Origin of the sequence: Lentzea alba (genome assembly GCF_047445655.1) — a bacterium.
Classification (GTDB): domain Bacteria; phylum Actinomycetota; class Actinomycetes; order Mycobacteriales; family Pseudonocardiaceae; genus Lentzea; species Lentzea alba_A.
The window spans coordinates 133878-159615 of sequence record NZ_JAJAEG010000019.1; the positions used below are offsets into that span (position 1 = coordinate 133878).

Consider the following 25738-nt stretch of genomic DNA (forward strand, 5'->3'; position numbering starts at 1 on the left):
GAGGGTGACCTTCATGGACCTGAGGTCCATGAAGGTCACCCTCATGGCAAAAACGCGGGGTCTGCGAGCAGGTGGCGGATCAGGTGGCGTCCGGGTCGTACGGCGGGCGCTCGCCAGGTGCGAGCGGCCGCTGCTCCGGCGCGGAGGTCGTCGGCGGCGTCGGGTAGCCGTTCGACTTCGTGGGTTCGGGGTCGTCGAAGAGGTGCTTGGTGACCGCGCGCTTCGGGTCGAAGTTGCGCAGCTCCCGCAGGTCTTCGAGGGGCTTGCGGAGCGACTCGAACTCCGGGCCCATCTCCTGCTTCAGCTGTTCGCGTGCGCCGGTCGCGTACTCGCGGACCTGCCTCACCGTCTTGCCCAGCCAGGCCGCGGCCGATGGCAGGCGTTCGGGCCCCAGGATGAAGAGACCCGCGACGACGATGATGAGGATCTCTACCCATCCGATGCTGTCGAACACAGGTCTCAGCCTACTTCTCAGTCGCTCTTCAATGTCACGTCGAGTTTCAGCTCACGGCCCTGGCGCGCCAGCACTACCTGCACGGTTTCGCCGATTTCGTGCTCGCGGACCGCTACGACCAGTTCGGCGGCGTTGCGGACCATGCGGTTGCCCACCTTGGTGATCACGTCGCCCTCCTGGATGCCCGCGGCAGCCGCGGCACCGCCCGCCGGCACGTTCTGCACCTGGGCGCCCTCGGAGGTCTCCGCGGACACGGACTTCACGTTGATGTTCATGTCCGCGTGCTTCACCGAGCCGTTGCGGATCAGCTCCTGGCTGATCTTGCGGGCCTGGTTGCCGGAGATCGCGAAGCCGAGCCCGACCGAACCACCCGTCTCGGTGCGGATCGACGAGTTGATGCCGATCAGGGCGCCGCGCGAGTCGACCAGCGCGCCGCCGGAGTTGCCCGGGTTGATGGCCGCGTCGGTCTGGATCGCGTCGTAGGTGACCTGGGGGCCGCCGTTCTCGCCCGCGGCCGTCACCGGGCGGTGCAGCGCGGAGACGATGCCCTTGGTGACCGTGTTGGACAGCTGCAGCGGCGAGCCGATGGCAATCACGCTGTCGCCCACCTGGAGCTCGTCGGAGTTGCCGAACTGCAGGACGGTCGGGTTCGTGACCTCGACCTTGATGACCGCGAGGTCGGTCTTCGGGTCGCGGCCGACGACGCGGGCCGCGGCGCGGGTGCCGTCGGTGAAGACCGCGCTCAGCTTGGCCGAGGTGTCCTGGGTGGCCGGGGCGACCACGTGGTCGTTGGTCAGGATGTAGCCGCCGCCCTCGATGACGACGCCGGAGCCGACGCCCGCCACGTTCGTGCCCTTGAACTCGATCGACACGACGCTGGGCGTCACGCGCTTGGCGATGTCCGAGATCGAACCGGCCGGGCGCTCCTTGCCCTCCGCGACCTCGGCCAGCGTCACCGTCGAGTCGGTCAACGGGTTGCCGGCGCGGCCGATCAGCCAGCCGACAAGACCGCCCACAGAACCGACGAGCAGCGCGGCGACCATCAGCATCGCCAAAGCGGTCGGCTTCACGCGACGGCCGAACAACAGCTCGGGAATGCTCAGCTGCGGACCCGGCTCGGGCTTCTTCTCAGGTTCGCCCGGCGGATCCTCGCCCACGGCGGGCGGACCGATCACCGCACCGGACGCGGGGTCGCGCCACGGGTCGCCGGCGGGCTTGTCGCCCCAGAACACCGGATCGATGTCCGGATCGGGATCGGAGACGGGCTGCGGCGGCCGCTGCAGCAACTCGGACGAACCCTGCCGGCCGAACGCGGTCACGAGGGACTCGGGAGGCGGCGGGGCGGACTCGACGGGACGCATGGGCACGTCGCGCGTGGCGAACGCACCGGGTACACCGTCCGGGCGGCCGAAGGCTGACGCGTACGCGGGGTCGACCGGCGGCTGCACCAAGGGCCGTGGCCGGAGCCTGCGATGCGCTCCGTCGTCCACTCCGGAAACGGGTGTGGGCGTCTGGCCGTTGGGCGACTGCTGGCTCATCTCTCCCCGAATTTTCCGCTAGGAGTGCTGGCCTACAGCCTGCCTGACGAGCGGTAAAACGACTGTCAGGGGGTGGTCGCGAAGACCGCACCGGCGTTCTGCGGCGCGGAAGGCGAGGCAGGCGCGTCGCTCTCGGGCGTCGTGAACGCGAGCGCGCCGAGCAGCATGCCGCTCACGACGACCCCGGCACCCTGGCGCGCGCGACGGCCGCTGAACCAGCCGTTGCTGCCCAGCGGGCGTGAAGACCCCAGCACGGGGCCTGAGCCGAACGCGGGCTTGTCGGTCCGCTGCACGGCGACGAACTGTCCGTCCTCGGTGATCGCGAGCCCGTCCGGAGCGGACGGCAGGTCGACCTCCTGCGGGATGGCACCCAGCCTGTCCAGCAGCGATGCGGACGCCGTCGGCGCCGACGCGGTGCGCACGGCGGAGCGCGCCTGCTGCTGGGTGTAGGTCTCGAAGGCGCAGAAGCCACAGCGCTGGATGTGCGCAGAGGCTCGCTCGTGCGCGACCGAGGACAGCTCTCCGTCCACGAACGCGACCACGGCATCCGGCAACAGGTGCTGCTCAGGCAGGCCCCAACCACGGAGGTCGGTCATGCAGAGTCCTCCAGCAACGATTCCCGACGACGACGTTCGAGCGCGACCTTCAGAGCCTGACGGCCCCGATGGATCCTGCTCCTCACGGTACCCATCTTCACCCCGAGCGTGGCACCGATCTCCTCGTAGGAGAGTCCTTCCACGTCACACAGCACGACCGCGGCGCGGAACTCCGGCGGGAGCTCGTCCAGCGCGGCCTGCAGGTCGGGGTCCAGGTGGTTCTCGTCGTAGATCTCTTCAGGGGACAGGTCGTCACCCTCAAGGCGGTCGTTGTCCTCGGGCAGCGCCTCCATGCGCACGCGAGAACGCCTGCGTGCCATGTCGAGGAAGAGGTTGGTGGTGATGCGGTGCAGCCACCCCTCGAAAGTGCCCGGCTTGTACGACGCCAGCGACCTGAACACCCGGATGAACGTCTCCTGGGTGAGGTCCTCGGCGTCGTGCTGGTTGCCGGTCAGGCGGTACGCGAGCCGGTAGACCCTGTCCGCGTGCTCTCGGACGATCGCGTCCCACGAGGGCGGCGTCCAGTCGGCCGTCTCGATGGGCGCGACGGCCTCCGGCGAACTCGACTGCGTGCGCATCAGGTGTTTCGGCACCTCCAGGTGGGCCGCCCGGCGACCCTTATGCGGCTCAACGAGCGTCGAGTCCGGCTTGTTCCCGACTAGAGCCTGGCTTCTTGCCTCTGTACCTTCTCCTGCTCCCTTTAAACGATCGTGAGAGTGGGCTGAGAGCATCCTGAGAATCTCGGTTCGGGCCGCGTTCACCCGTTTTGGGCACACATGGCACTAACCTGCGACCCGTGACCTCGGAATCGGCCCTGCGGGAGTACGTCGAGCAGTACCTCCCCGAGGACGAAGTGCACCTGGCAGCACGAGCACGCGGCCAGGAACTGGGCTGCGTGCCCATCGGCGCCGGTGGAGGCGCCGCCCTGCGGTTCCTGGCAACCGCCCTCCAGGCGCGCGCAGTCGTGGAGATCGGCACCGGCGCGGGCACCAGCGGCCTCTACCTGCTGGCCGGCATGCCCCAGTCCGGCATCCTGACCTCGATAGACGTCGAGCCAGAACACCAACGCGCAGCCCGTGAGGCCTACACGGCCGCAGGCATCTCGCCGTCCCGCACCCGCCTGATCATGGGCAAGGCGCTGGACGTGCTGCCCCGCCTGACCGACGCGGCCTACGACCTCGTCTTCGTCGACGCCTACAAGCCCGAGTACCCGCAGTACCTCCAGCACGGCATCCGGATGCTGAGGCCGGGCGGGGTCATCGCGTTCGACAACGTCCTGTGGCACGGCGCCGTCGTGGATCCCACGAAGCGGGACGAGTCGACCCAGGCGATGCGCGACATCGCGCGCCTGGTGAGGGAGGACGACCGCCTCGTGCCCGTCATCCTGCCCCTGGGTGACGGACTGCTGGTCGCCGCGCGCAAACCCTGAGTGCGCCGATAAGAATTCCGGTTGGCCCACCTGAGTGATGCGGTAACAACGCTTCACGGCGATTCGACATGCCCTCCGCAGGGTCGGGGATAGCCCATTCCCCGAAAGGGGCTCAGGTGAAACCAACAAGAGTTCTAGCCGCGCTGGCGGCTGCACTGATACCGATCATCGGCCTCGCCACTCCGGCCGCGCAGGCGCACCACACCTGCTGGATCGACGGCGCCGACATGCCCACTACCACCGACGTTGGGTGCCGCGACTCGTTCGTGCTCGACCCGGGGTTCGGCCGGCTGCTGTCGCACCAGGACTTCATCCGGCACCGGGACTATTACCAAGCAAGGGGTTTCCACCCGAATTTCATCTGGTACGCGCGCATCGAGAACCGGCAGGTCACCTCAGGTGATGTGGAATGGTCGGGCTGCGATGACAACAATCGAGTTGTCGACGTGCCCTGCGCACCTCATCTGCTGCATTTCAAACCCGTTTGGAATCCGTTCCACGCTCGGCCCGTCACCCTGCCGTCGCTCAGCTTCGGCACCAGCTTCATCGGCCAGGCCTGTGGCAACTTCTCCAAGGACACCTCGGCGAAGCCGGTGCCGGTGATCAGCGGCCACAAGTACCACGACGCCAACCGCAACGGCGTCCGCGACGCCGGTGAGCCCGGCCTCGCAGGTTGGACGATGACGCTGCACCGCGACCGCTCCGACGCAGGTCAGGGCACCGGCGCAGTCGAGCACAGGACCACCGACGCGAACGGCTACTACGAGTTCCGGATGGACGGGCACCTGCCCGGCGACTACGCGATCACCGAGGAGAACCGCCCCGACTGGACCCGGACCTCAGGCCCTGAGCGACACGGCGTACACGTACCGATCGGCGCTGCCGACACCGAGTACAGGGGCCGGGACTTCGGCAACGTCGAGACCAAGGCCGACGCGGTGAAGGTCGCCTTCGACGTCGTCGCCCCGCCGTCGAAGCTGACCGCTGACACCGAGCAGACGCTGCGGGTGCGCGCGGTCCTGGAGAACCGCGGCCCGGCGCCGATCATCGACGTTCAGGACACCATCACCGCCCACGGCGAAGTCGACTGCACGTTCCGCCAGCCCCAGCAGGCCGTGACGCGACGCCTGGTCCTCGGCGTCCCGGTCGAGGTGATCTTCGAGGTCCAGTTCACGTGCACGGAGCCGAGCTTCCACAGATTCACCTTCGACAACGCGCTCGACGTGACGACACCCGGCGTAACCGATCCGGATCCGAGTTCCAACCGAAGATCGGTCGCCACGACGATCCCGGTGCACGACGAGTCGGACGTCGGCGTCACCAGCACGCAGCTGGACTGCGTGAGCCGCACCTACGTGACCGACCACTTCGAGTGCACCGTCACGGCGACCGTGTCGAACGGCGGCGATCACACGCCCGCCCTCACCGACATCGTGCTCGGCCTGACCGGCCCGCAGGACTGCACGCTGACGCCAGTCGGCACCACGCGCCACGAGAAGGTCGAGATCGCCACGTCGGCGACCGTGGTCAGCAAGTGGGACGTGACCTGCGCGAACCGCAGCTACCACGACTTCGCCGCCTCGGCGGAGGCCGTGCTGAACCACCTGCACGTCGACGATCCCAACCCCGCGAACAACACGGGCTCGGCGACAGACCAGGTCGAGGTGTTCGAACGGGTCGACCTGTCGGTGAGCGACATCCGCCTGACCTGCACCGAACGCCAGTACCAGACCCAGACGTTCGACTGCACCACCACGACGACCGTCGCGAACGCCGGCCCGGCCGACGCGGTCCAGACGCTGACCACGGTGACGTTCGCAGCGCCAGCAGACTGCACGATCACCCCGAACACCGGCCAGCAGCAGTCACACGTCCTGAACGCGGGCACGACCGCGACCTTCACCAAGGCCTGGACCGTGTCGTGCACGGAGAACCGCAGGCACCTGCTGTCCACGGCAGCGGTGATCGCGGCGAACGAACCGCACCCCGAGGACACGGACCGGGCGAACGACACCCGCTCGATCGACTGGGTGCCGCCGGACGTGAAGCCGCGCAGCTTCCCCAGCTCGATCAACATCAAGAAGGAGGGCCTGATCCCGGTCGCGATCCTGTCCACCGCCGAGTTCGACGCCGTCGCGAGGGTCGACCGGACCAGCCTGACGTTCGGTGCCACCGGTCTCGAACAGAGCTTCGTCCGGTGCGGCTCACCGGGTGAGGACGTCAACGACGACGGCCGCGCCGACCTCGTGTGCCACTTCGACACGACGAAGACGGGCCTGACCTGTGGCATGACGACGGCGACCCTCATGGGCCGCACGACCGATGGCCGCCGGTTCGAAGGTCAGGACGACATCAAGCTGACGGGCTGTTAGTAAGCCCGGACGCCCTTGCCGAGGACCGTGACGCCCCCAGCGGAAACTGTGTAGCGCTCACGGTCCATCGGCGCGTCCACGCCGATCAACGCCCCGTCCGGCACGACAACGTTCTTGTCCAGAATGGCCCGCCGCACGACCGCACCCTTGCCAATCCGCACCCCGGGCAAGAGCACCGACCCCTGCACCACCGAGCCGACCTCGACCGTCACATCAGAAGAGATCACCGACCCGTGAATCTTCCCGGAGATGATCGACCCAGGCCCCACCATCGAGTCCTCAGCGGATCCACCAGCGATGAACTTGGCCGGAGGCAACGGCGGAGTGGCCGTGCGGATCGGCCACAACTGGTTGTAGAGGTTGAAGATCGGATGGACCGAAACCAGGTCCATGTGCGCGTCGTAGTAGGCGTCGATCGTCCCGACGTCGCGCCAGTACCCGCGATCCCGGTCCGTGGCGCCGGGAACGTCGTTGTCCTGGAAGTCGTAGACGTGCGCCTTACCGCGGTCCACGAGCATCGGGATGATGTCGCCACCCATGTCGTGGTCCGAGTCGGGGTTCAACGCATCCCCGCGCAACGCGTCCAACAGAGCCTCGGTCGTGAAGACGTAGTTGCCCATTGAAGCGAAAGTTACTTCTGGATCGTCCGGCACGTGCGGCGGCTCGGAAGGCTTCTCCAGGAACCGCGTGATCTTCCCGGTCGCGTCCGAGTCGATGCACCCGAACGCCTTCGCCTCGGTCCGCGGCACGCGGATCCCGGCAACGGTCACGGCCGCGCCCGACTGGACGTGCTGCTCGATCATCTGCGCCGGGTCCATCCGGTACACGTGGTCGGCACCGAAGATGACGACGTGGTCCGGCTTCTCGTCGTGGACGAGGTTCAGCGACTGGAAGATCGCGTCGGCGGACCCGGTGTACCAGCGGGGGCCCAAACGTTGCTGAGCCGGCACCGGTGTCACGTACTGACCGAGCACATTGGACAGGCGCCACGTCGTGGAGATGTGGCGGTCCAGCGAGTGCGACTTGTACTGCGTCAGCACGCAGAGCTTCGCGAGCCCCGCGTTGACCAGGTTCGACAGCACGAAGTCGACCAGCCGGTAGTTGCCCCCGAAGGGCACAGCCGGTTTCGCGCGGTCGGCCGTCAGTGGCCACAGGCGCTTGCCTTCACCACCGGCAAGCACAATTCCGAGAACGTGCGGCTGCCCCTTCACGGTATGTGACCCTATCTGTGCGATCGAGCTTCAACCAGACGCAAACCGGTTTGTCCCAACAAGTACCGCCGTGATCTACGGTGGGTGCGTGCGAGTTGCGCTCATGACGCGGGAGTACCCGCCGGAGGTGTACGGCGGCGCTGGTGTGCACGTGGGATTCCTCGTGCCGCATCTGCGCGAACTCGTGGACGTCGACGTGCACTGCTTCGGTGCGCCTCGAGGGGACGCCACGGCCCACAACCCACCCCACAGCCTGGAGCAGGCGAACGCGGCGCTGAGCACCCTCGCGGTCGATCTTGAGATGGCGGCGGCGGTGTCCACGGCGAACCTCGTGCACTCGCACACGTGGTACGCGAACATGGGCGGTCACCTGGCCAAACTCCTGCACGGGGTACCCCACGTGGTGACCGCGCACTCCTTGGAACCGCGCCGGCCGTGGAAGGCCGAGCAGCTCGGCGGCGGGTACCGGATCTCCTCCTGGGCGGAGCGGACCGCGTACGAACACGCGGACGCGATCATCGCGGTCAGCGAGGGGATGCGCATCGACGTGCTCGACGCCTACCCGGCGCTGGACCCCGGCAAGGTCCACGTGGTGCGCAATGGGATCGATTCCACGGCTTACCACCCGGTGACCGAGTCGGACGCGCTCACCTCGCGCGGCATCGATCCGGAAAAACCGATCGTCGCGTTCGTCGGGCGGATCACCCGGCAGAAAGGTGTCGGCCACCTGGTGGCCGCGGCGCACGAGATCGACCCGAGCGCGCAGATCGTGCTGTGCGCCGGCGCGCCGGACACGCCGGAGATCGCCGAGGAGACCAGGCAGGCCGTGAGCGAGCTCGCCCAGGCGCGCGAGGGCGTCTTCTGGATCCAGAAGATGCTGCAGCCCGCCGAGGTGCGGCAGATCCTCAGCCACGCGACGGTGTTCGTCTGCCCGTCGGTCTACGAGCCGCTCGGCATCGTGAACCTGGAGGCGATGGCCTGCGGCACGGCGGTCGTGGCGAGCGACGTCGGAGGCATCCCCGAGGTCGTCGTCGACGGCGAGACCGGCCTCCTCGTGCACTACGACGAACGTGATTTGTCGACATATCGACACCACCTCGCCCGATCGATCAACGAACTCGTCACAGACCCGGAACGGTCGCGCCGGTTCGGGGCCGCCGGGCGCAAGCGGGCTGAGCAGGAATTCTCGTGGTCCGCAATGGCCGAGCAGACGGTCGAGGTCTACCGCAGTGTGATTTGAGACACACTCGATTAGGGCAACCCCAAAGTGTGAAGGCCGCCTTTAACCAGTAGTGACGTTGTGGTTTCAACTGGTGAGGGGCGCGAGGACTGTGCGTTGTGCGGTGCTGGGTCTGACGGTCCTCCTCGCGGTGACTGGATGCGCCACAGCCCCCAAGACACAGCCCGCGGCCGTCCAGCTCACCGTCGAGGGCTTGAAGCTCGCCGACGCCGCCGACCTGCAGTCACAGGCCGAGGCGCAGCTCGCCTACACGCTCGAGTACGGCTACGTGGCACGGGCGGGCGCGGCGGCGGTCAGCTGCTGGTTCAACAAGACCGGCGTCGACTCCGAAGTGGACAAGCGGCTCTGGTGCGGACCGGTCCAGGTGCCGGGCACCGCCGCGGGCACCGACTGGGTGCCGGTGCCGTTGAAGGAAGTCACCAAGAACAGCGACGAGGTCCGCTACGAGGTGCAGTCACCGCAGGTGCCGGAGAAGGGCAACCGCAGCACGCCGGGCGGCAAGCTCGTGCGCACCGACGGCAGGGAGTTCGATCCGTCGAAGCAGCAGGACCTCACCGCCGGTCGCGACTTCCTCGCCGTGCTGCCCGACGACGGCAAGCGCACCAACGCCGATCTCGGGCTTGGCAACGTTGACATCAAGCTGCGCGACGACCTGCTCGCCACCGCGGTCACCGGCTGGGCGAACCCGGACATCTGGTTCACCGCCGACGGCACGGTGAAGGCAGAACCGGGCTCACGACTGCGCGTGCTGCGGATGAAGGCCGAGAAGCTCAACGAGACGGACAGCGGTTTCCACCGCACCAACTGGCAGGGTTTCGCCCCGCAGCCGTCCGAGCTCGCGCTGGAGCTGCCGGGCAAGCGTCAGGTCCTGCCGGCCGACCGGCTGCCGGCCAACGGCTCGGTGTTCGTCGTCTACACCGTTCCCGACCCGCAGGAGGGCGCCGAGACGCTCGCTCTCGGCACGCTCGGCGCCAAGTCGCTGGAGCAGCGCGTCGAGGTGCCGTCGGGCAAGCGCTCCGACAACCCGCCGCACGTGCTGCAGCGCGCCGCCGGTCCGCCCAGGTTCGACGAGCCGACCCAGAAGATCCGCTTCGGCGACCGCGAGATCGGCATGAAGGTCACCGGCGTCAAGCTCGGCCGCCAGCGCCCGATCAAGCTCGGTGAGGGCCAGTACGACGTGGCCACGATCTCCGCACCGGACAAGGCGTTGCTGGAGGTGCGGCTGGAGGCCACCGGCAACCTGCCCGACACCGCGGGCGGCGGCGAGACCAAGAACCTGATCACCGTGGACCTGCCGGACGGCAGGACCGCCAGGCAGGTCGGCGCCCGCTACGACGGCGGTCCGCTGCCGTTCGCGGTCGTGGTCGAGATCCCCGCGGACACCCGCTCGGTCTCCGTCGGCGTGGTCGAGGGCGTGCCGGACCTGCCCCGCCTCGGCAAGACCCCGATCTCACCGATCGACTCGCGGATGAACCTCGCACTGGACTTCTGAACCGCGTTGGAGTTCTGCGCGAGCATCGCGGCCAGCGCCAGCCACCCCAGGATCACCAGCACGAGCCCGCCCCAGCCCCACTCGCCGTACGCCGTGCTCCCGGCCGTGCCACCGACACTGCTGCCGACGTAGAACCCGCACAGGTACAGCCCGGAAGCGTGACCACGGGCGTTGGAAGGCGCACGCGCGCCGACCCAGCCACTCGCCGTGGCGTGCGATGCGAAGAACCCGGCCGTGACGATCGCCAGCCCCAACGGCACCCACAGCAGGCTCGACAGCGCACCGACCGCCATCACACCGATGCACATGAGCAGCACGCGCCCGCGGCCGAACCGGTCCGCCAGCCTGCCCGCGAACGCCGCCGACGTGCTGCCGAAGGCGTAGAACAGGAACACCAGCGACTCCAGCCACGCCGGCCCGGAGAGCTGGAAGCCCGCGACGTTGTAGAACGAGATGAACGCCCCGACCAGCAGCACCGCGACCACGTACAACGAGAGCAGCACGGGGTCCTTCAACGCCGCCTTCATCCCACGCGGCGCGCGCTTCGGCGGGGCGGCGGCACGTGGCAGGAAGAAGACCACGACCAGCGCCGCCGCCAGCCCCACGACGCCGGTCAGCAGGATCGACCCGCGCCACCCCAGCCAGTCCACCGTCGTGCCGGACAGCATCCGCCCGATCAGGCCGCCCGCGCTGTTGCCGGCGATCATCGCGCCCATCGCGGCGCCGAGCCCGCGGTTGTCCAGCTCGTCCGCGAGGTAGGCCATCGACGCCGCGGGCACACCGGCCGCCGCGATGCCCTGCAGCACCCGCAGGACCAGGAAGAGCTCGTAGTTCGGCGCGAACGGCAGCACGACCGCGAGCAGCCCGGCCAGCAGCACGCTGATCACGATCACCGGCCGGCGCCCGACCCGTTCCGACAACATCGCCACCGGCACGACCACCACCGCCAGCGCCAGCGTCGCGGCGGACAGCGCGAGCGACGCGCCGCCCGGCCCGAGCCCGTACTCCGCGGCGATCTGCGGCAACACCGGCTGCGGCGCGTACAGCAGAGCGAAGCACGCGAGACCCGATGCGGCGATGGACGCGGTCAACCTGTTCACGCATTCGACGCTAAGCCATACGTCCAATACGGAAATACGGCAAAATCAATACGTGGATGAATTGGAGCTGGCCCCGAAGCTGGCGGTGCTGAAAGCGCTTGCCGCCGACGAGCACGTGACCCGTGTCGCAGAACGCGTCGGGCTCCCCCAGCCGACGATCAGCCGCTGGCTCGCCGAACTGGGCGACCAGCTCGGCGCGCCGATCATCGTCAAGTCCGGCCGGCGGGTCCGCCTCACGCGCGCGGGCCGTCTCCTGGCCGAAGCCGCGACCCGCTCGCTGGCCGCGCTCGAACCCGGCCTGCGCGAGGTCGAGGAGGAGCTCGACCCCGAGAAGGGCCGGGTCGTCCTGGGGTTCCTGCACATGCTCGGCCGGTCGCTGGTGCCCGAGCTGGTCCGCGGGTTCCGCGCCGAGCACCCGCACGTGCGGTTCGGCCTGGTCCAGAACGCCCGCTACACCGTGGTCGAGAAGCTGAGGCAGGGCGAGATCGACCTCGCTCTGGTCGCCCCGCCACCGGAGGGACCGGAGTTCGCGTCGGAAGTCCTGTTCGAACAGGAACTGATCGTCGTGGTGCCGTCGACGCACCGGCTCGCCACGAGGAAAGCCGTGCGGCTCAAGGACTTGGAGAACGAGGACCTCATCCTCCTGGAGCACGGCTACGGCCTGAGGCAGATCACCGACGACATGTTCGCCGCCGCCGGAATTTCGCCGAAGATCGCCTTCGAGAGCCAGGAGATCGAGACCGTCCGGGGCCTGGTCGCGGCAGGTCTCGGCGTCGCCCTGTTGACGCACGCCGAGACCACTCCGCCGGCCGGACTCCGTGAACTACCGCTGACCCCACGCGCGAGCCGCGTGTTCGGGCTGGCGTGGCTGAAGGACCACCCGCTGCCGCCCGCGGTCCGCGCGTTCCGTGAACACGCTCTCCGGACTCACCCAGGAGATCACGGGGCCCAGCGCTGAGTGCCCGACCACGTCCGCAGGTACGACTCGGCACCGCCCAGCATGTCCTGCACGAGCTGGTCACCGCCGAGCTGACGGACCTTCTCGACCCAGTCCGGCAGCAGACCGATGTGCGCGCCGCCGTCGACGTTGATGTCCCAGACGCGCTCGCCGGTGCGCTGCCGGTCGACGAGCGGCCCCTCCGGGTAGCTGCGGAACGGGTAGGTCACGCCGGTCTGCGGTGCCGGGTGCGAGCCGACGCCGTTGTAGTCGGAGCCGAACCCGATGCCCACGTCGTACTTGCGCCGCAACGGCTCCGCGGCGGCCGCCTGCGCGACGTACCCGCCGGGGTCGTTCTCGTAGCCCGCGATGAACCCGCCGAGCTGGTAGACCTTCTCGGTCCACTGCGCGTCCATCCAGCTGTGGCTGGAGACGATGCCGGGGTACTTCTTCTGCGCGGCGATCTCCAGCGTGCGTCCGGCGGCCTTCACGCTCATGTGGTCGATCTCGATCATCATGTGCCGCTTCATCATGGCCTGCACCGCGTACTCGCCGAGCGACGTCAGACCGCGCACGTTGCACCGCTTCGCCGGGTCGTACGCAGGTGCGACGGCGGAAGCCGGGATCAGCGCGTTCGGGCCGACCGTGCCGATCGGGTTGTCCTGCTGCGGTCCCTTGCACACCTCGGTCTGCCACCACTGGCCGGTGCGCAGGAACTGGCCCGCGTTGATCACGCCACCCTGCGTGCCCGAGTCGAACCGGACGCCGCACAGCGCGTTGTCGAACTTGTGGCACAGGAACGCGCTGCGCACGCCGAGCGCGTACATCTCGTCGAGGCCGCGGTCGATGTCGCCCTTGCTGCACAACGGGATGTCGAGGAACGTCCGGCACCCGAAGAGCTCAGAGGTCTCGATGCCCAGCACCACCGCGAGCTTGCCCTGCGTGATCACCTCACGGGCCTGCTCGGCGGACGTGACGATGCGGAACCAGCCCTTGCCGGTCCCGCCGAACTGCCTGTCGATGAACGCCTGCAGCTCGTAGGTGCGCTGGGCCTGCAGCCGGACCGACTGCATCTCGTCGCAGGGCTTGTCCTTGAACGGGTGGATGATGCAGAGCGTGGCGTTGCTGGTCAGGTCCTGGACCAGCACGCGCTGACCGCCGCGCCACGCCCGCTCCAGCCAGGCGTAGTAGTTCTGCTGGTGCGAGACCGTCGTGTAGGACGGCCAGTGCTTGAACGTCGGCCAGCCCACCGGGTCGTGGCCGTCGAAGTCGCCCGTGACGATCGCCTCGAAGATCGCGCCCAGGCCCGCCGGGTGGTGCTCGGGGCAGTCCTTCAGCGCGTCCGCGATGCCCTGCTCCGAGAACGCCTTGCCGCAGATCAGCCTGCCGCCGAAGCCCTCGTTCGTCATGAGGTGGTTGTGCGCGTCGACGAACCCGCGCACCCTGCCCTGACCGTCGGTGCCCTTGAACGGCTCACCCGTCACGTTGATCTGCGAGTCCACCGCGGGCCTCGCCACGGGTTCCCACCACGGACCGCTCGCGGAGGCCGGGGATGTCGAAGCTATGACCAGCGAGACGGCGAGAGCCAGGCGGATTAACACGAGCGCTCCTCTACGACGGTGTGAAGGCGCTCACATCATGCCGTGGAACTTCGCCGTCTCGTATGGGTAGATCGTAGGTTAACGCGAATATTTTTCAGCCAGCTCGATCAACGTCCGCGCGCTGAAGCCCGTGGCACCCGCGACGACCTCTTCGTAGACCTTCTCCGACCGCGCGGGGCCCGCGATGTCGAGGTGCGCCCACGGCACGTCACCTGCGAACTTCTGCAGGAACAGCGCGGCGGTGATGCCACCGGGGCCGGGCGGGCACTGCCTGTAGTCCGCGATCTCGCTGGCGACGGCCTCGACGTGCTCCTCCAGCAGCGGCATCCGCCACCACTTCTCGCCGACGTTCGCGCCCGCGTCGATCACACTTTCGGCGATCTCGTCGGACGACGTGAACACCGCGCCCGTGCGCAGGCCGAGCGAGACCTTCATGGCGCCGGTCAGCGTCGCCACGTCCACGATCAGGTCCGGCTTGAGGTTCTTCACCGCGTACGCCATCGCGTCGGCCAGCACCATGCGGCCCTCGGCGTCGGTGTTCTGCACCTCGGTGGTCTTGCCGCCGTAGTGGCGCACGACGTCACCCGGCCGGTACGCCGAGCCGGAGACGTGGTTCTCCGCGCACGGCACGAGCCCGGTGACCCTGATCGGCAGCTTCCGGCGTGCGATCACCATCAGCGCGGAGATCACCGCACCGCCACCGGCCATGTCCGTGCGCATCAGGTGCATGCCGTCGGCGGGCTTCACCGAGATGCCACCCGTGTCGAACGTGATGCCCTTGCCGACGAACACGATGTGCGGGCCGGTCGTGCCGTACGTCAGCTCGATGAGCCGCGGCGGGCGGGCACTTCCGCCGCCGACGGCGAGCACGCCGCCGAAGCCCTGCTGCTGCAGCCACTTCTCGTCGCGCACGGTGGCGGACAGGCCGTCGACCTTGTCCGCGAGCTTGGCGGCGGTCGTCGCGAGCCAGCGCGGGTCCTTGACGTTGGACGGCGTGTTCGCGAGATCACGGGCGAGCGAGGTGGCGGTGGCCAGCGCGTGGGCCTTCAGCGCGGCCGACGTCAGCACCTCTTCGAACCCGGTGTCCGCGGTGACGAGCCGCAGCGACCCGACCCGCTTGGGAGCGTCCTGCTCGGTGACCTTGAAGCGGTACCCGCCGAGCGCCGCGCCGATCACGAACGCGCGCACCTTGTCGGCGTCGAAGTCCGGGGTCAGCAGGACGTCCGCGGTCTTGGGAGCGTCCTCACCGCTCAGCGCCCGCGCCAGTGCGGCACCCGCCACGCGGTAGTCGCTCAACGTGCCGGTGCCGACACCCAGCGTCCAGGTCTCGTCGTGGCGCACCGTCTCGCCGGCCTTGCCGGTGAGGTCGGAGACGTCGATGCCGTCGCCCCCCGGCCCGAGCGCCGGCCCCGTCGCGGTCAGCACGACCGCCGGGACGTTGCGACGCGCGGTGGTGGCCACCTCGACGTCGACGAGCTTGGTCGGCACTGACGGAACCGTCGACGCCACGACTGGACCTCCCCATGTATTAACGACCGTTCATTCTGACCCAGGTGCAGAACCGAGCTCGGCCGCGGGTCGGAACGAAGCGATGCCCCGGTCTCCACTGTGGAAACCGGGGCTCAACACTGCTTCCTCGCCGGGTGCCTCAGCCGGCGGCGGCCTTCAGCGCGTCGCCCAAGGCGCTGGCCTCGTCCGCCGACATCTCGACGACAAGGCGCCCACCACCCTCGAGCGGCACGCGCATGACGATGCCGCGTCCCTCCTTGGTGACCTCGAGGGGACCGTCGCCGGTCCGGGGCTTCATGGCCGCCATCGCGTGCTCCCTCCGTCAACATCTTCCCCGTCCGGCCAGGCCGGATCTGCTCCATTCTCCCCTATCGCGACTCAGGGGCGAAACCGAACCGATCTTTTGGCGAGTTCGGGTGACATTTGTTGATCTTGCTTTGTCGCTGATCAGTACCCGTTTTGACTTCTGCACAACACTTTCGGCACGGCCCGGCGCGGCGTGACAGACTCCGTAGGGTGCGAGCCCGATCCGCGCTCTTCGACGTCTACGGTGGCCACCTGCGCGAACGCGGTGGCGCCGCCACCATTGCCGCCCTCGTCCGGCTGCTCGAACCCCTGGGTTTCGCGGCGCCGGCCGTGCGCACCGCCGTTTCCCGAACGGTCAGGCAGGGCTGGTTGCAGCCCACCAGACTGCCCGACGGGCCGGGTTACGCGATGACACCTCGCGGGGAACGAAGGCTCGACGAGGCCGCCGCCCGCATCTACCGCACCCGGCCGTCCAACTGGGACGGTCGCTGGCACGTGGTGGTGCTGGAGGAGACGCCGGGCCGCGACTCGCGCGATCACCTGGCGTCGGAGCTGCAGCTGCTCGGCTACGGCGCGCTCGGTCCTGTGACGTGGATCGCGCCGCGACCGTCGCCGGAGCTGGCCGATCTGCTCTCCGCCGAGGAAGTTCCCGCACGAACTTTTCACGGTTCACACGAAGGTCCGGACGTCGAGCTCGCGGCGAAGGCCTGGGACCTGGCCGAACTCGGCCGGGACTACGCCGCGTTCGTCGCTCACTGGAAGCCGCAGGTGTCCGTTGTGGACGCTACGGACGACGCGGCGGCGTTCGCTGCGTCACAGCAGCTCCTGCACGCGTGGCGGAAGTTCCTGTTCCGCGATCCCGGTCTTCCTGCTGAACTGTTGCCACTGGACTGGCCGGGGCACGCGGCAGCGTCGTTCTTCGACGAACAGACACTGCGGCTGGCACCGGGCACGAGTCGGTTCGTCGACGAGTGCCTGCGGCCGGTTCGCAACGTTTCCACAGCTTGATGGAGGTCCAGTGTCCGAGCTCCTCGTCGACGACGCCGATGGTGTGCGCACGTTCACATTCAACCGCCCCGAGTCGTTCAACGCCTTCACCATCACGTTGAAGGAGGCGTTCCTCGACGCGTTGAAGGACGCGGCGGCCGACGAGTCGGTGCGCGCGGTGGTGATCACGGGTGCGGGCAGGGCGTTCTGCGCGGGTCAGGACCTCAAGGAGCACATCGGGCTGCTGCAGGCCGGGGACCCCGCGCCGCTGCACACCGTGGAGAAGCACTACAACCCGATCGTGCGGCAGCTGATCGGCATGCCGAAGCCGGTGATCGCCGCGGTCAACGGCAGCGCGGCCGGTGCGGGTGCGTCCTTCGCCTACGCGTCGGACCTGCGCATCGCGGGCAAGTCGGCGAAGTTCCTGATGGCGTTCGCGAACGTCGGCCTCACCGCGGACTCCGGTGCGTCGTACACGCTGCCGCGGTTGATCGGGCACGGCCGCGCGATGGAGATGATGCTGCTCGCCCAGCCGGTCGGCGCCGAGGAGGCGTTGCGGGTCGGCATGGTCAACCAGGTCGTGCCGGACGAGGAGCTGCTGGAGACCGCGCACCTGCTCGCCGCCAAGCTCGCCAAGGGCCCGACGACGGCGTACGCGAAGATCAAGGAAGCGCTGGCGGCGGCCGCGGACGGCACCTTGGAGGACGCGCTGGAAGCCGAGCGCCGCACCCAGGCCGACTGCGGAGCGACCGAGGATCACCGGGAAGCCGTGGACGCCTTTGTGAACAAGCGGGCGCCGAAGTTCATCGGCCGCTGAGTCCGGCGGACGCGTTCGTCACCATGCCGCCCGACGTTCATCGGGCAGCAGCGCGAAAACACGTGGCGATGTGGTCGTCCACCATCCCGGTGGCCTGCATCAGCGCGTAACACGTGGTGGGGCCGAGGAACTTGAAGCCGCGACGCTTCAGTTCCTTGGCCATCGCCTTGGACTCGGCGGTGATGGCCGGAACGTCCGCGAACGTCGCCGGACGGACGTGATCAGTCGGCGCGAACGACCACAGCAACGCGTCGAGGTCCAGATCCTCCTCGACGATCACGCGGGCGTTGTGGATCGCCGCCTCGATCTTCATCCGGTTCCGGACGATCCCGGCGTCGGCCATCAGCCGTTCCACGTCGGCGGGCCCGAACTCCGCCACCAGCTTCGGGGCGAAGTCCGCGAACGCCACCCGGAACGCCGGCCGCTTGCGCAGGATCGTGATCCACGACAGGCCGGATTGGAACGCCTCCAACGACATCCGCTCGTAGAGCGCATCGGTGCCGTGCAGCTCCACGCCCCACTCGGTGTCGTGGTAGTCCATGTAGTCCGGGGTGGAATCACCCCACGGGCAGCGGGTGATCACCGGTACTCCTCGGCGAAACGGGCGAACCGCTGCAGCGACCGGCGCAGCATCAGCACGAAGAGCGGCTTCACCAACGGGTAGAAGAACGGCACGTCGAGACGCTCCGTCCACACGAAACGGCTGCCGCGCACCGCGAACACGCCCGTGCCTTTCACGACTTTGCCGAGGTGCTCGACCTCGACGGCGTGCGGCGGGTCCCAGCGCGTGATCCGCATGCGGTCCGAGACGCCGAACGTGCGCGCGTCGATCTCGCTGCCGACCGACTTCCCGTCGCCGGCCACGACCGACACCTTCGTGCCGAACACCCACTCCGACTGGCGTTCCCAGTCGGTCATCGCCGCGAAGATCGTCGCAGGTGGCGCGGCCACCTGGACGGTCAGCTCAAGCTCGGTCACTCTCGAGCTCCTCGACCCGTGCCCGCAACGTCTCGACCTCGGCCGCGAGCCGCTGCAGCGCCCAGTCGACCTCGCTCATCTTGTAGCCGCGGAACACCTGCTGGAACTTCAGCTCGCGGACGTCCTCCGCGGTCACGTCGTCCGACGGCAGCCTCGTCGGCGAGGCGCCGGGCGGCAGCGGGGCGAGCTCCTCGCCGCGGCCGAACACCAACGCCGCGAGCAGGAACACCACTGCCGCGACGGCCACCATCACGATCAGGTAGATCAAGGCGTTGGTCACGCGACGATCGTGGCACAGCTCAGGCAGCGGCGAGCGAGCAGACCGAGCCGAACGATCACGGTCCACGTGATCAGGCTGGCGATGCTCATCGGCAGCGACTGCATCAGCCGGGACGCGTCCACGTGCGCGGTGGCCGCGATGATCGCGACGTTGCCCAGCAGCACCACCCCGACGGCCAGGATCGCGATCGACGCGGCGAGCTTGGCCAGCAGTTTCGTGTCGTACTTGCGCGCCAGGATCCGGCCGAGCACGAGGGCCACCAGCGCGACACCGGACGCGGCGCCGCTCGTCATGTCGTTCGCCTTGGCGATGAACAGGTACCAGTCGGGCGGCATCGCGCCGAAGTCCCGCCACGGCCCGATGAGCAACATCCGGCCGTACTCCCACGCCATGTGCATCAACGGCAACACGACCGCGAGCCAGATCAACGTGCGCGTGCCGTACGCGACCGCGAGCTCGGCCTGGTACTCGTTCGCGATCTCCTTGACCGGGCCGAACTCCTCGACGGCCCGCTGCTGCGCCTCCGGCTCGGGCAGACCGCGGTCGACGTGCGCCTCGGTCGCGTCGGTCAGGCTGTCGCGGGTCTCCGTGAGCAGGTCGCGAACCTGCTTCTTCGAGCCCTGCAGCCGCGATCCGAGGTCGGTCACGTATCTCTCGATCACGTCTGTGCCCACTTGCCGCCACCCCCCAGCACCCCGTCGATCACCGTCGTGAACTCGCGCCACGCACTCCGCTCTGCGTTCAGCGCCCTCTGCCCGGCCTGCGTGAGCTTGTACGTGCGGCGCTTGCGGCCGCCGACCGTGCTCCAGTCGCTGGTCACGTGGCCCGCCCGCTCCAGCCTGCGCAGCGCCGGGTAGACCGTGCCCGTCGGCAGGTCCAGCGCGCCCCCGCTGTGCTGCTGCAACGCCTCGATGATCGCGTATCCGTGCAGCTCCTTGCCGTCGAGCGTCGCCAGGAGCAACGCGTCGAGGTGGCCGCGCAGGGCGTCGGGCTTCATGAGTAGTGACTCTACTGATGCAACGCCTCGGCGGACCCCTGAGATGTCCCTGATCTCAGGTGTTCGGGGTGGTGGGCGGGCCTGCGGATCTGTTGCTCTGTAAGCGGTTCGGCGCGTCTTCAGGATCCCTTCAGGGTCGCCCCTGAGTTCTCCCTGAGATCCTGCCGAACCGCTCAACAAGTAGCCAGCCTACATATAGCGTCTCTACCTATGAGTGCAGTAGACCTCGCCAGACTCCAGTTCGCGTTGACGACGTCGTTCCACTTCCTGTTCGTGCTGCTCACGCTGGGCCTGGTCACCCTGCTGGTCATCATGCAGACCAGGTTCACGATCACCGGCGCGCCCGTGCACGAGCGGATGACCAGGTTCTGGGGCCGGATCTACGTGATCAACTACGCGCTGGGGATCGTGACCGGCATCGTGATGGAGTTCCAGTTCGGGCTGAACTGGTCGGGCCTCGCGACCTACGCCGGCGACGTGTTCGGGGCGCCGCTCGCGATGGAGACGCTGATCGCGTTCTTCCTGGAGTCGACGTTCCTCGGGCTGTGGATCTTCGGCTGGGGCAAGCTCAACCGCTGGGTGCACCTGAGTCTGCTGTACCTGACCGCGCTCACGGCCTACGCGTCGGCGTTCTGGATCATGGCGGCGAACGGGTTCCTGCAGCACCCCGTCGGCTACCGGGTCGACGGGAACGTGTTGCGGCTGGACGACTTCTCCGCGTTGCTTTCGAACCCCACGTTCAACTCAGCGCTGATGCACGTGATCTTCGCGGCGATCACGGTCGGCGGGGTGTTCATGACCGGGGTGTCGGCGTACCACTTCATCAAGCGCACGCCCGAGGTCGACTTCTTCCGGCGCTCGCTGCGGATGGGCGTGGTCACCACCGCGCTGGCCACGCCGTCGCTCATCGGCGCAGGATTCGCGCAGTTCCCGGTCATCGCGCAGTACCAGCCGGGCAAGAGCGAGGCCGCGCCGTGGATCGGCGCGCCGCTCGGGTTCATGATCCTGATCGGGATGACGCTGACGATGGTCAGCTGGTTGACGTTGCCGCTGCTCATCAAGGACGCGGTCATCCGGATGCGGTTCCCGTTGTACCTCATGGTGATCGGCATTCCGCTGCCGTTCTGCGCGGCCATCTTCGGGTGGATGTTCCGCGAGATCGGGCGGCAGCCGTGGCTGATCTACGGACTGCTGAAGACCGAGGACGCGGTGTCCCACGTGGACGCCTCGCAGATCCTGTTGTCGCTCATCGTGTTCACGTCCCTGTTCATCCTGCTGGCCGTCGTCGACTGGGCGTTGATCGCACGTGCGGTCCGTCGTGGTCCGGATCTGACGCCGGCTCCGGTCTCGCCGTTGGTGGTGACGCTCTGATGGAAATCCTCTGGCTGGCTGTGCTCGGCACGCTGACCGTCGGTTACTTCGCGTTGGCGGGCTTCGACTACGGCACCGGGTTGCTGCTCCCGTTCCAGCGGCGAGAAGTGGCGCTGCAGCGGATGACGCCGTTCTTCCTGGGCAACGAGGTGTGGCTGGTCGCCGCGATCGGGGTGCTGTTCGCGGCGTTCCCGCGGCTCGAAGGCGAGCTGCTCTCCGGCGCGCACTCGGTGTTCACGCTGGTCCTGGCCGGGTTGGTGCTGTTCATGGCCGCAGTGCAGCTGCGGTTGTGGTCGTGGCTGGTGTTCACCGGCGCGCTGATGGTCTCTGTTGGCTGGGGGCTGTTTCTCGCGCACCTGCTCGAAGCGCCCTGGCCCGTCGCCTTCGTGATGCCGGTGCTGTTCGCGATCCACGGCTGGGTGTTCCAGACCAGGCGCTGGAAGCTGTTCCCGGTGACCGCCGCGCTGGCCGCGCTGCCGATCCCGCTGGCGTTCAGCTCGATCGACGTCACCGGGCTCATGGCGCACACGGACACGCTCGGCCTGCTCGCGTGGGTCGCGATCCCGATCATCCCGTTGGTGGTGTGGGTGCAGTGGTCGATCGTCGGCATCTCCTCGCGCTGATCCCGATCCCGTTCCTGGTGCTGGCCCAGGCCGAACTCCTGGCGTCGGTGCTCAGCGGCGGATCCGGATTTCTCCTGCTGTGCCTGGTCATCGGGCTACGCGTGCTGGTGTGGTGGGTGCACCGCTCGATGGCTCACCGGGCCGCCGAACGCACCCGCGTCCGTCTTCGTGAGGCCTTCCTGCGCTCACCGGGGACCAAGGCCGGTGAGGTCGCCACGCTGGTGACTCGTGGCGTGCACGACGTGACGCCGTACGTCGTCGGGTATCTGCCGCAACAGATCCTCGCCGTCGTGGTGCCGCTCGCCGTGGTCGTCCGGTTGGCGTTCGCCGACCTGACCGCCGCGGTGACGATCCTGGTCACGCTGCCGCTGATCCCGATCTTCGGTGCGTTGGTCGGCGCGCACACCCGCGAGCGCACCGCTCGTCAGTGGGCCGCGCTGGCCACCCTCGGCGGGCACTTCCTCGACGTGGTCAAGGGCATCGGCACGCTCCGGGCGTTCGGCCGGGCCGAGGCGCAGTCCACAACGGTCCGGAAGCTCGCGGCGCAACACATGACCGAGACGATGTCGGCTCTGCGAGTCGCCTTCCTGTCGGCGTTCGTGCTGGAGCTGGTCGCGACGATGTCGGTGGCGATGGTCGCGGTGCCCGTCGGACTCCGGTTGCTCGACGGCGGCGTGCCGCTGCACACCGCACTCCTCGTGCTTTTCCTTGCCCCTGAAGCATTCCTGCCGATGCGGGCGGCCGGAGCGCAGTACCACGCGAGCGCGCAGGGCCGTGAGGTGCTGGCCAAGGTCCCCGCGCACACCGAGTCCACGGGCGTCACGCCACCGGACCTGGCTCAAGCGGAGATCGTGTTCGACAACGTCTCGGTGCGCAGCCTGAAGAACTTCTCGCTGACGATCCAGCCCGGCGAACGGATCGCGCTGGTCGGCCCCAGTGGAGCGGGCAAGAGCACGATCCTCGGGCTGCTGCTGGGGTTCGTGCGGCCTGACGGCGGCCGGGTGCTGGTCGGTGGCGTGGACCTGCGCGAGATCGACCGGAAGGCCTGGCTGGAAGCGCTGTCCTGGGTGCCGCAACGGCCCACGCTCGTTCCCGCGAACCTCTCGTCCGGAGAGCAGCAACGCGTCGCTCTCGCCAAGGCGCTCGACCGGCAGCAGGCCGGGCTGTTCCTGCTCGACGAACCGACCGCACACCTCGACGCGGAAACGGAAGCACTTGTGCTCCAAGCAACACGCGACTTCACGAAAGGCCGGACCGCGGTGATCGTGGCGCACCGGCCGACGCTGCTTGGCGAGGTCAACAGGGTGGTGACGGTGTGAAGCTCGCGATCTTCGTCGGCGTGCTCGCCGAACTGGCCGGCGTCGGACTGACCGCCACGGCGACCTGGCTCATCATGCGCGCCGCCGAGCACCCGCCGATGGCAGCGCTGACCGTCGCGATCGTCGCCGTCCGCACGCTCGCGCTGGCCAAGGGCGCACTGCGCTACCTCGAACGCCTGACCAGCCACAAGGCCGTGCTCAGCGAGGCCGTGGAACTCCGCGGCCGGGTCTACGACGACCTGGCTCACCGCCGCCACATCCCGTCCGGCACCGCCCTCACCCGCATCGTCACGAACGTCGACCAGCACCTGGACACCAAGCTCCGCGCCACCCTGCCGTGGATCACCGCGGCGCTGGTCAGCGGAGTCATCGCCGTCGCTTCAGGCTTCTCGCTGCCGCTGATCGCCGGCCTGCTGATCAACCTCGCGCTGCTGCCGTGGCTCGCCATCCGCAAGCCCGAGGACCTGACACCACTACGAGCCGAGCTCACCGAACAGACCACCGAACTGGTCCACAGCAAGGAAGAGCTGATCGCCTACGGCCTGTTCGACGAGAAACTGGCCGAGGCCACGAAGACCGCGAAGGCGTTGTCCCGCAAGGAACGCACCCGCGACCTCACTCCACTCGCGATCGCCGTCCAGTTCGGCGCGGCCCTCCTGATGCTCGCCCAGCACGAGCCGGCCTGGCTGATCATGGCCGCCATCGCGACGTTCGAGATCACCATCCCGCTGGCCGCTCTCACCCGCCCGACCCCGGAACCCACCGACGAACCGGAACCGGCCCGGGTCGCCGAGACCCCAGAGCTGCAAGGCAGAACGGCGATCGTCGGCCCGAGCGGCATCGGCAAGACCACGCTGCTCAACGCCATCGCGCGGAAACTGGAACCCAGCAGGGGCGCGCTGGCCGACGCCCACGTCTTCCACACCACGGTCCGCACCAACGTCCTGCTGGCCAAACCCGGTGCCGCACAAGCAGAACTCGACCGGGCAGCCGAGATCGCCGAACTCGACCTCGACTGGGACCAGGTCGTCGGCGAACGCGGCGAGGAGATCTCCGGTGGCCAACGCCAACGCCTGATCCTCACCAGGTCGGTCCTGGCCGACCCGGAAGTCCTGCTGATGGACGAACCGACGGAAGGGCTCGACCCCGAACAGGCCGACCGCGTGCTGGCGAAGATCCTCGACAACTGCCGTGGCACCGCGTTGGTCGTGACGCATCGCGAAGAGCAGCTAGCGCTCTTCGACCACGTGCACCATCGGGGGCCGATCCGCCACGAGCACATCGGTCGAGTCGGGTAGCCACTCCCCGTCGACCTGCACGAACTGCGTCAGCGGCCCGGAGTCGAAGTCGACCTGACACCGGGCCAAAGCAGTCCCCATGATCTGCGACGACATCACGCCGAGCTGCAGCAGTGACCGGTTCCGGTGCTTCCGCACACCCAGGTTCACCTGAGCCAACGCGGACAGCCCGTGAACCCGGTGCACGTCCAGCAACAGCCCGATCTCCACGCCGTAGCCCGCGGCGAACGGCACCGACTCCAAAAAGGACCGGGTCGCCGCGTACTCGCCGCCGAGCGGTTGCACCACACCGGAAAGCTCCGGCCGCAGCGTGTTCAGCAACGGCCGCGCCACCAGCTCGGTCACCCGCCCGCCACCGCTGCTCTCCAACCGCAGCGGCCGCCGGTAGAACCCCTTGACGAGGTGCACATCGGCGTCCAGCAACAACGGCCCCAGCAACGCCGTCACGAAGGCGGTCTCCGGCTCCACCAGGTCGGAGTCGAGAAACACGATCAGATCCCCGGAGGTCGCGGCCAGCGACCGCCACAACACCTCGCCCTTGCCGGGCAACGGTTCCAGCCACGGCACGACGTCCTCACGCCGCACCACCCGCGCTCCGGCAGCCGAAGCCACCTCGACAGTCCGGTCGGTGGACCCGGAGTCCATCACCACCAGCTCGTCGACCAGGGTCCCGAGCAACGGCCGGACGACGCCGACCACGTCGCCGACGGTGGCTTCCTCGTTCAACGCGGGCAGCACAACGGAAACCGTCCGGCCGCGCTTCAAGGCCACCAGTTCGTCAACCGTCCAAGGTGGTTGCTGCCAGGTGTGCGTGGCGAACCAGGCTTCAACAGCGGGCAGCATCAGGCGAGCGCCCGCACCGCTCGGGCCGGCGGACGGGTTCCCGTCACGCTCGCAACCATCTCCACGACCTTCCTCGCCTGCCGGACATCGGACGCACGAATCGCGCGTGCTCCGGACATCGCAGCCACTGTGGCAGCTGCCAGGGTGAAATCCTCGTCCCCTGCCGGGATCGTCACCACATCCAACGTTTCGGTGAGCGATGACAATTCCAGCTCGCCTTCGAATTCAACGACGTCGGCGCCGTCATCAATGGTCTGACCCAAAGCGTCCGCGCTGGTCAGATGGGCAACGACCAAGACCCGGTCTTTCGGCAGCTCAGTGACGCGGAATCGGTTCACGCCACCCAGCGTAAACAGTGAGCTGGCTCACAGCTTGTTGCTACCCACGAGTAGCAATCTGGTTTACTCCCCAGTAACAACCCTGTGTGATCTACGTCATGG

General features: G+C 68.3%; 26 protein-coding genes. 10 read left to right on the plus strand and 16 right to left on the minus strand.

Going from position 1 to position 25738, the window contains the following annotated elements:
- Positions 1 to 79 precede the first annotated feature (79 nt).
- The 4 genes from tatB to sigE form a co-directional block, all read right to left on the minus strand.
- Positions 80 to 454, minus strand: coding sequence for a Sec-independent protein translocase protein TatB (gene tatB, locus LFM09_RS29900; RefSeq protein ID WP_414099915.1), 375 nt, complete (start codon positions 452 to 454; stop codon positions 80 to 82).
- A gap of 17 nt (positions 455 to 471) precedes the next feature.
- Positions 472 to 1992 (minus strand): trypsin-like peptidase domain-containing protein, encoded by a 1521-nt coding sequence (locus LFM09_RS29905; RefSeq protein WP_414099916.1) that lies wholly within the window; start codon positions 1990 to 1992, stop codon positions 472 to 474.
- A 65-nt stretch (positions 1993 to 2057) separates the two neighbouring features.
- Positions 2058 to 2588 carry a zf-HC2 domain-containing protein gene (locus tag LFM09_RS29910; protein ID WP_414099917.1) on the minus strand — a complete coding sequence of 177 codons (531 nt, stop codon included), beginning with the start codon at positions 2586 to 2588 and terminating at the stop codon, positions 2058 to 2060.
- Positions 2585 to 3166 (minus strand): RNA polymerase sigma factor SigE, encoded by a 582-nt coding sequence (gene sigE / locus LFM09_RS29915; RefSeq protein ID WP_245847949.1) that lies wholly within the window; start codon positions 3164 to 3166, stop codon positions 2585 to 2587. The genes LFM09_RS29910 and sigE overlap by 4 nt, the downstream gene beginning before the upstream one ends.
- Before the next feature lie 218 nt (positions 3167 to 3384).
- On the opposite strand from sigE, the gene LFM09_RS29920 reads away from it, so the two are divergent.
- Together LFM09_RS29920 and LFM09_RS29925 are read left to right on the plus strand one after the other, a co-directional pair.
- Positions 3385 to 4017, plus strand: a complete 633-nt coding sequence (locus LFM09_RS29920; RefSeq protein ID WP_414099918.1) for an O-methyltransferase — start codon at positions 3385 to 3387, stop codon at positions 4015 to 4017.
- Positions 4018 to 4133: 116 nt separating this feature from the next.
- Positions 4134 to 6389: an SdrD B-like domain-containing protein gene (locus LFM09_RS29925; RefSeq protein ID WP_414099919.1), complete on the plus strand. Its 2256-nt coding sequence runs from the start codon at positions 4134 to 4136 to the stop codon at positions 6387 to 6389.
- On the opposite strand, the gene glgC is transcribed toward LFM09_RS29925, so the two are convergent.
- Positions 6386 to 7600 (minus strand): glucose-1-phosphate adenylyltransferase, encoded by a 1215-nt coding sequence (glgC, locus tag LFM09_RS29930; protein ID WP_414099920.1) that lies wholly within the window; start codon positions 7598 to 7600, stop codon positions 6386 to 6388. The two genes, LFM09_RS29925 and glgC, sit on opposite strands and share 4 nt — an antisense overlap.
- An 88-nt stretch (positions 7601 to 7688) precedes the next feature.
- On the opposite strand from glgC, the gene glgA reads away from it, so the two are divergent.
- Positions 7689 to 8840 (plus strand): glycogen synthase, encoded by a 1152-nt coding sequence (gene glgA / locus LFM09_RS29935; RefSeq protein ID WP_414099921.1) that lies wholly within the window; start codon positions 7689 to 7691, stop codon positions 8838 to 8840.
- Positions 8841 to 10169: 1329 nt separating this feature from the next.
- Here glgA and LFM09_RS29940 read toward each other — a convergent pair.
- Positions 10170 to 11432 carry an MFS transporter gene (locus LFM09_RS29940; protein WP_414099922.1) on the minus strand — a complete coding sequence of 421 codons (1263 nt, stop codon included), beginning with the start codon at positions 11430 to 11432 and terminating at the stop codon, positions 10170 to 10172.
- A 52-nt stretch (positions 11433 to 11484) separates the two neighbouring features.
- On the opposite strand from LFM09_RS29940, the gene LFM09_RS29945 reads away from it, so the two are divergent.
- Positions 11485 to 12390 carry a LysR family transcriptional regulator gene (locus tag LFM09_RS29945; RefSeq protein ID WP_414099923.1) on the plus strand — a complete coding sequence of 302 codons (906 nt, stop codon included), beginning with the start codon at positions 11485 to 11487 and terminating at the stop codon, positions 12388 to 12390.
- Here LFM09_RS29945 and LFM09_RS29950 read toward each other — a convergent pair.
- The 3 genes from LFM09_RS29950 to LFM09_RS29960 form a co-directional block, all read right to left on the minus strand.
- Positions 12372 to 13886: a hypothetical protein gene (locus LFM09_RS29950; RefSeq protein WP_414099924.1), complete on the minus strand. Its 1515-nt coding sequence runs from the start codon at positions 13884 to 13886 to the stop codon at positions 12372 to 12374. The genes LFM09_RS29945 and LFM09_RS29950 overlap by 19 nt on opposite strands.
- 162 nt (positions 13887 to 14048) lie before the next feature.
- The gene (locus tag LFM09_RS29955; protein WP_414099925.1) at positions 14049 to 15479 is read right to left on the minus strand and encodes a leucyl aminopeptidase family protein; all 1431 of its coding nucleotides are present in this window, start codon (positions 15477 to 15479) and stop codon (positions 14049 to 14051) included.
- A gap of 139 nt (positions 15480 to 15618) precedes the next feature.
- A complete protein-coding gene (locus tag LFM09_RS29960; RefSeq protein WP_065914675.1) occupies positions 15619 to 15786 on the minus strand; it encodes a DUF3117 domain-containing protein in 168 nt (55 codons plus the stop codon).
- A gap of 209 nt (positions 15787 to 15995) precedes the next feature.
- Between LFM09_RS29960 and LFM09_RS29965 the strand changes: the two genes are divergently transcribed.
- Complete coding sequence (locus tag LFM09_RS29965) at positions 15996 to 16793, plus strand: PaaX family transcriptional regulator C-terminal domain-containing protein (protein ID WP_414099926.1); 798 nt, start codon at positions 15996 to 15998, stop codon at positions 16791 to 16793.
- A 10-nt stretch (positions 16794 to 16803) separates the two neighbouring features.
- Positions 16804 to 17589 (plus strand): enoyl-CoA hydratase-related protein, encoded by a 786-nt coding sequence (locus tag LFM09_RS29970; RefSeq protein ID WP_414099927.1) that lies wholly within the window; start codon positions 16804 to 16806, stop codon positions 17587 to 17589.
- A gap of 37 nt (positions 17590 to 17626) precedes the next feature.
- Here the strand turns inward: LFM09_RS29970 and LFM09_RS29975 are convergent, their stop codons facing one another.
- The 5 genes from LFM09_RS29975 to LFM09_RS29995 are packed head-to-tail and all read right to left on the minus strand — an operon-like array spanning position 17627 to position 19844.
- On the minus strand, positions 17627 to 18169 hold the full coding sequence (locus LFM09_RS29975; RefSeq protein WP_414099980.1) for a DNA-3-methyladenine glycosylase I: 543 nt from the start codon (positions 18167 to 18169) through the stop codon (positions 17627 to 17629).
- Entirely contained in the window at positions 18169 to 18567 is a 399-nt protein-coding gene (locus tag LFM09_RS29980; RefSeq protein ID WP_414099928.1) for an SRPBCC family protein, read from the minus strand. Before LFM09_RS29980 ends, LFM09_RS29975 begins: the two co-directional genes overlap by 1 nt.
- Positions 18554 to 18847: a DivIVA domain-containing protein gene (locus LFM09_RS29985; RefSeq protein ID WP_414099929.1), complete on the minus strand. Its 294-nt coding sequence runs from the start codon at positions 18845 to 18847 to the stop codon at positions 18554 to 18556. The genes LFM09_RS29980 and LFM09_RS29985 overlap by 14 nt, the downstream gene beginning before the upstream one ends.
- Positions 18844 to 19521, minus strand: coding sequence for a permease prefix domain 1-containing protein (locus LFM09_RS29990; protein ID WP_414099930.1), 678 nt, complete (start codon positions 19519 to 19521; stop codon positions 18844 to 18846). The genes LFM09_RS29985 and LFM09_RS29990 overlap by 4 nt, the downstream gene beginning before the upstream one ends.
- Positions 19506 to 19844 (minus strand): PadR family transcriptional regulator, encoded by a 339-nt coding sequence (locus LFM09_RS29995; RefSeq protein WP_414099931.1) that lies wholly within the window; start codon positions 19842 to 19844, stop codon positions 19506 to 19508. Before LFM09_RS29995 ends, LFM09_RS29990 begins: the two co-directional genes overlap by 16 nt.
- Positions 19845 to 20054: 210 nt before the next feature.
- Here LFM09_RS29995 and LFM09_RS30000 point away from each other — a divergent pair, with 210 nt between their 5' ends.
- From LFM09_RS30000 to LFM09_RS30015, 4 genes are read left to right on the plus strand one after another with little or no spacing between them, the layout of a single operon-like run.
- Complete coding sequence (locus LFM09_RS30000; RefSeq protein WP_414099932.1) at positions 20055 to 21215, plus strand: cytochrome ubiquinol oxidase subunit I; 1161 nt, start codon at positions 20055 to 20057, stop codon at positions 21213 to 21215.
- Positions 21215 to 21838: a cytochrome d ubiquinol oxidase subunit II gene (locus LFM09_RS30005; protein ID WP_414099933.1), complete on the plus strand. Its 624-nt coding sequence runs from the start codon at positions 21215 to 21217 to the stop codon at positions 21836 to 21838. Before LFM09_RS30000 ends, LFM09_RS30005 begins: the two co-directional genes overlap by 1 nt.
- Entirely contained in the window at positions 21808 to 23157 is a 1350-nt protein-coding gene (locus tag LFM09_RS30010) for an ABC transporter ATP-binding protein/permease (RefSeq protein ID WP_414099934.1), read from the plus strand. Before LFM09_RS30005 ends, LFM09_RS30010 begins: the two co-directional genes overlap by 31 nt.
- Entirely contained in the window at positions 23154 to 24455 is a 1302-nt protein-coding gene (locus LFM09_RS30015) for an amino acid ABC transporter ATP-binding/permease protein (protein ID WP_414099935.1), read from the plus strand. The genes LFM09_RS30010 and LFM09_RS30015 overlap by 4 nt, the downstream gene beginning before the upstream one ends.
- On the opposite strand, the gene LFM09_RS30020 is transcribed toward LFM09_RS30015, so the two are convergent.
- Complete coding sequence (locus LFM09_RS30020) at positions 24387 to 25298, minus strand: glucosyl-3-phosphoglycerate synthase (protein ID WP_414099936.1); 912 nt, start codon at positions 25296 to 25298, stop codon at positions 24387 to 24389. The genes LFM09_RS30015 and LFM09_RS30020 overlap by 69 nt on opposite strands.
- Complete coding sequence (locus LFM09_RS30025; protein ID WP_414099937.1) at positions 25298 to 25636, minus strand: hypothetical protein; 339 nt, start codon at positions 25634 to 25636, stop codon at positions 25298 to 25300. The genes LFM09_RS30020 and LFM09_RS30025 overlap by 1 nt, the downstream gene beginning before the upstream one ends.
- Positions 25637 to 25738: the final 102 nt, after the last annotated feature.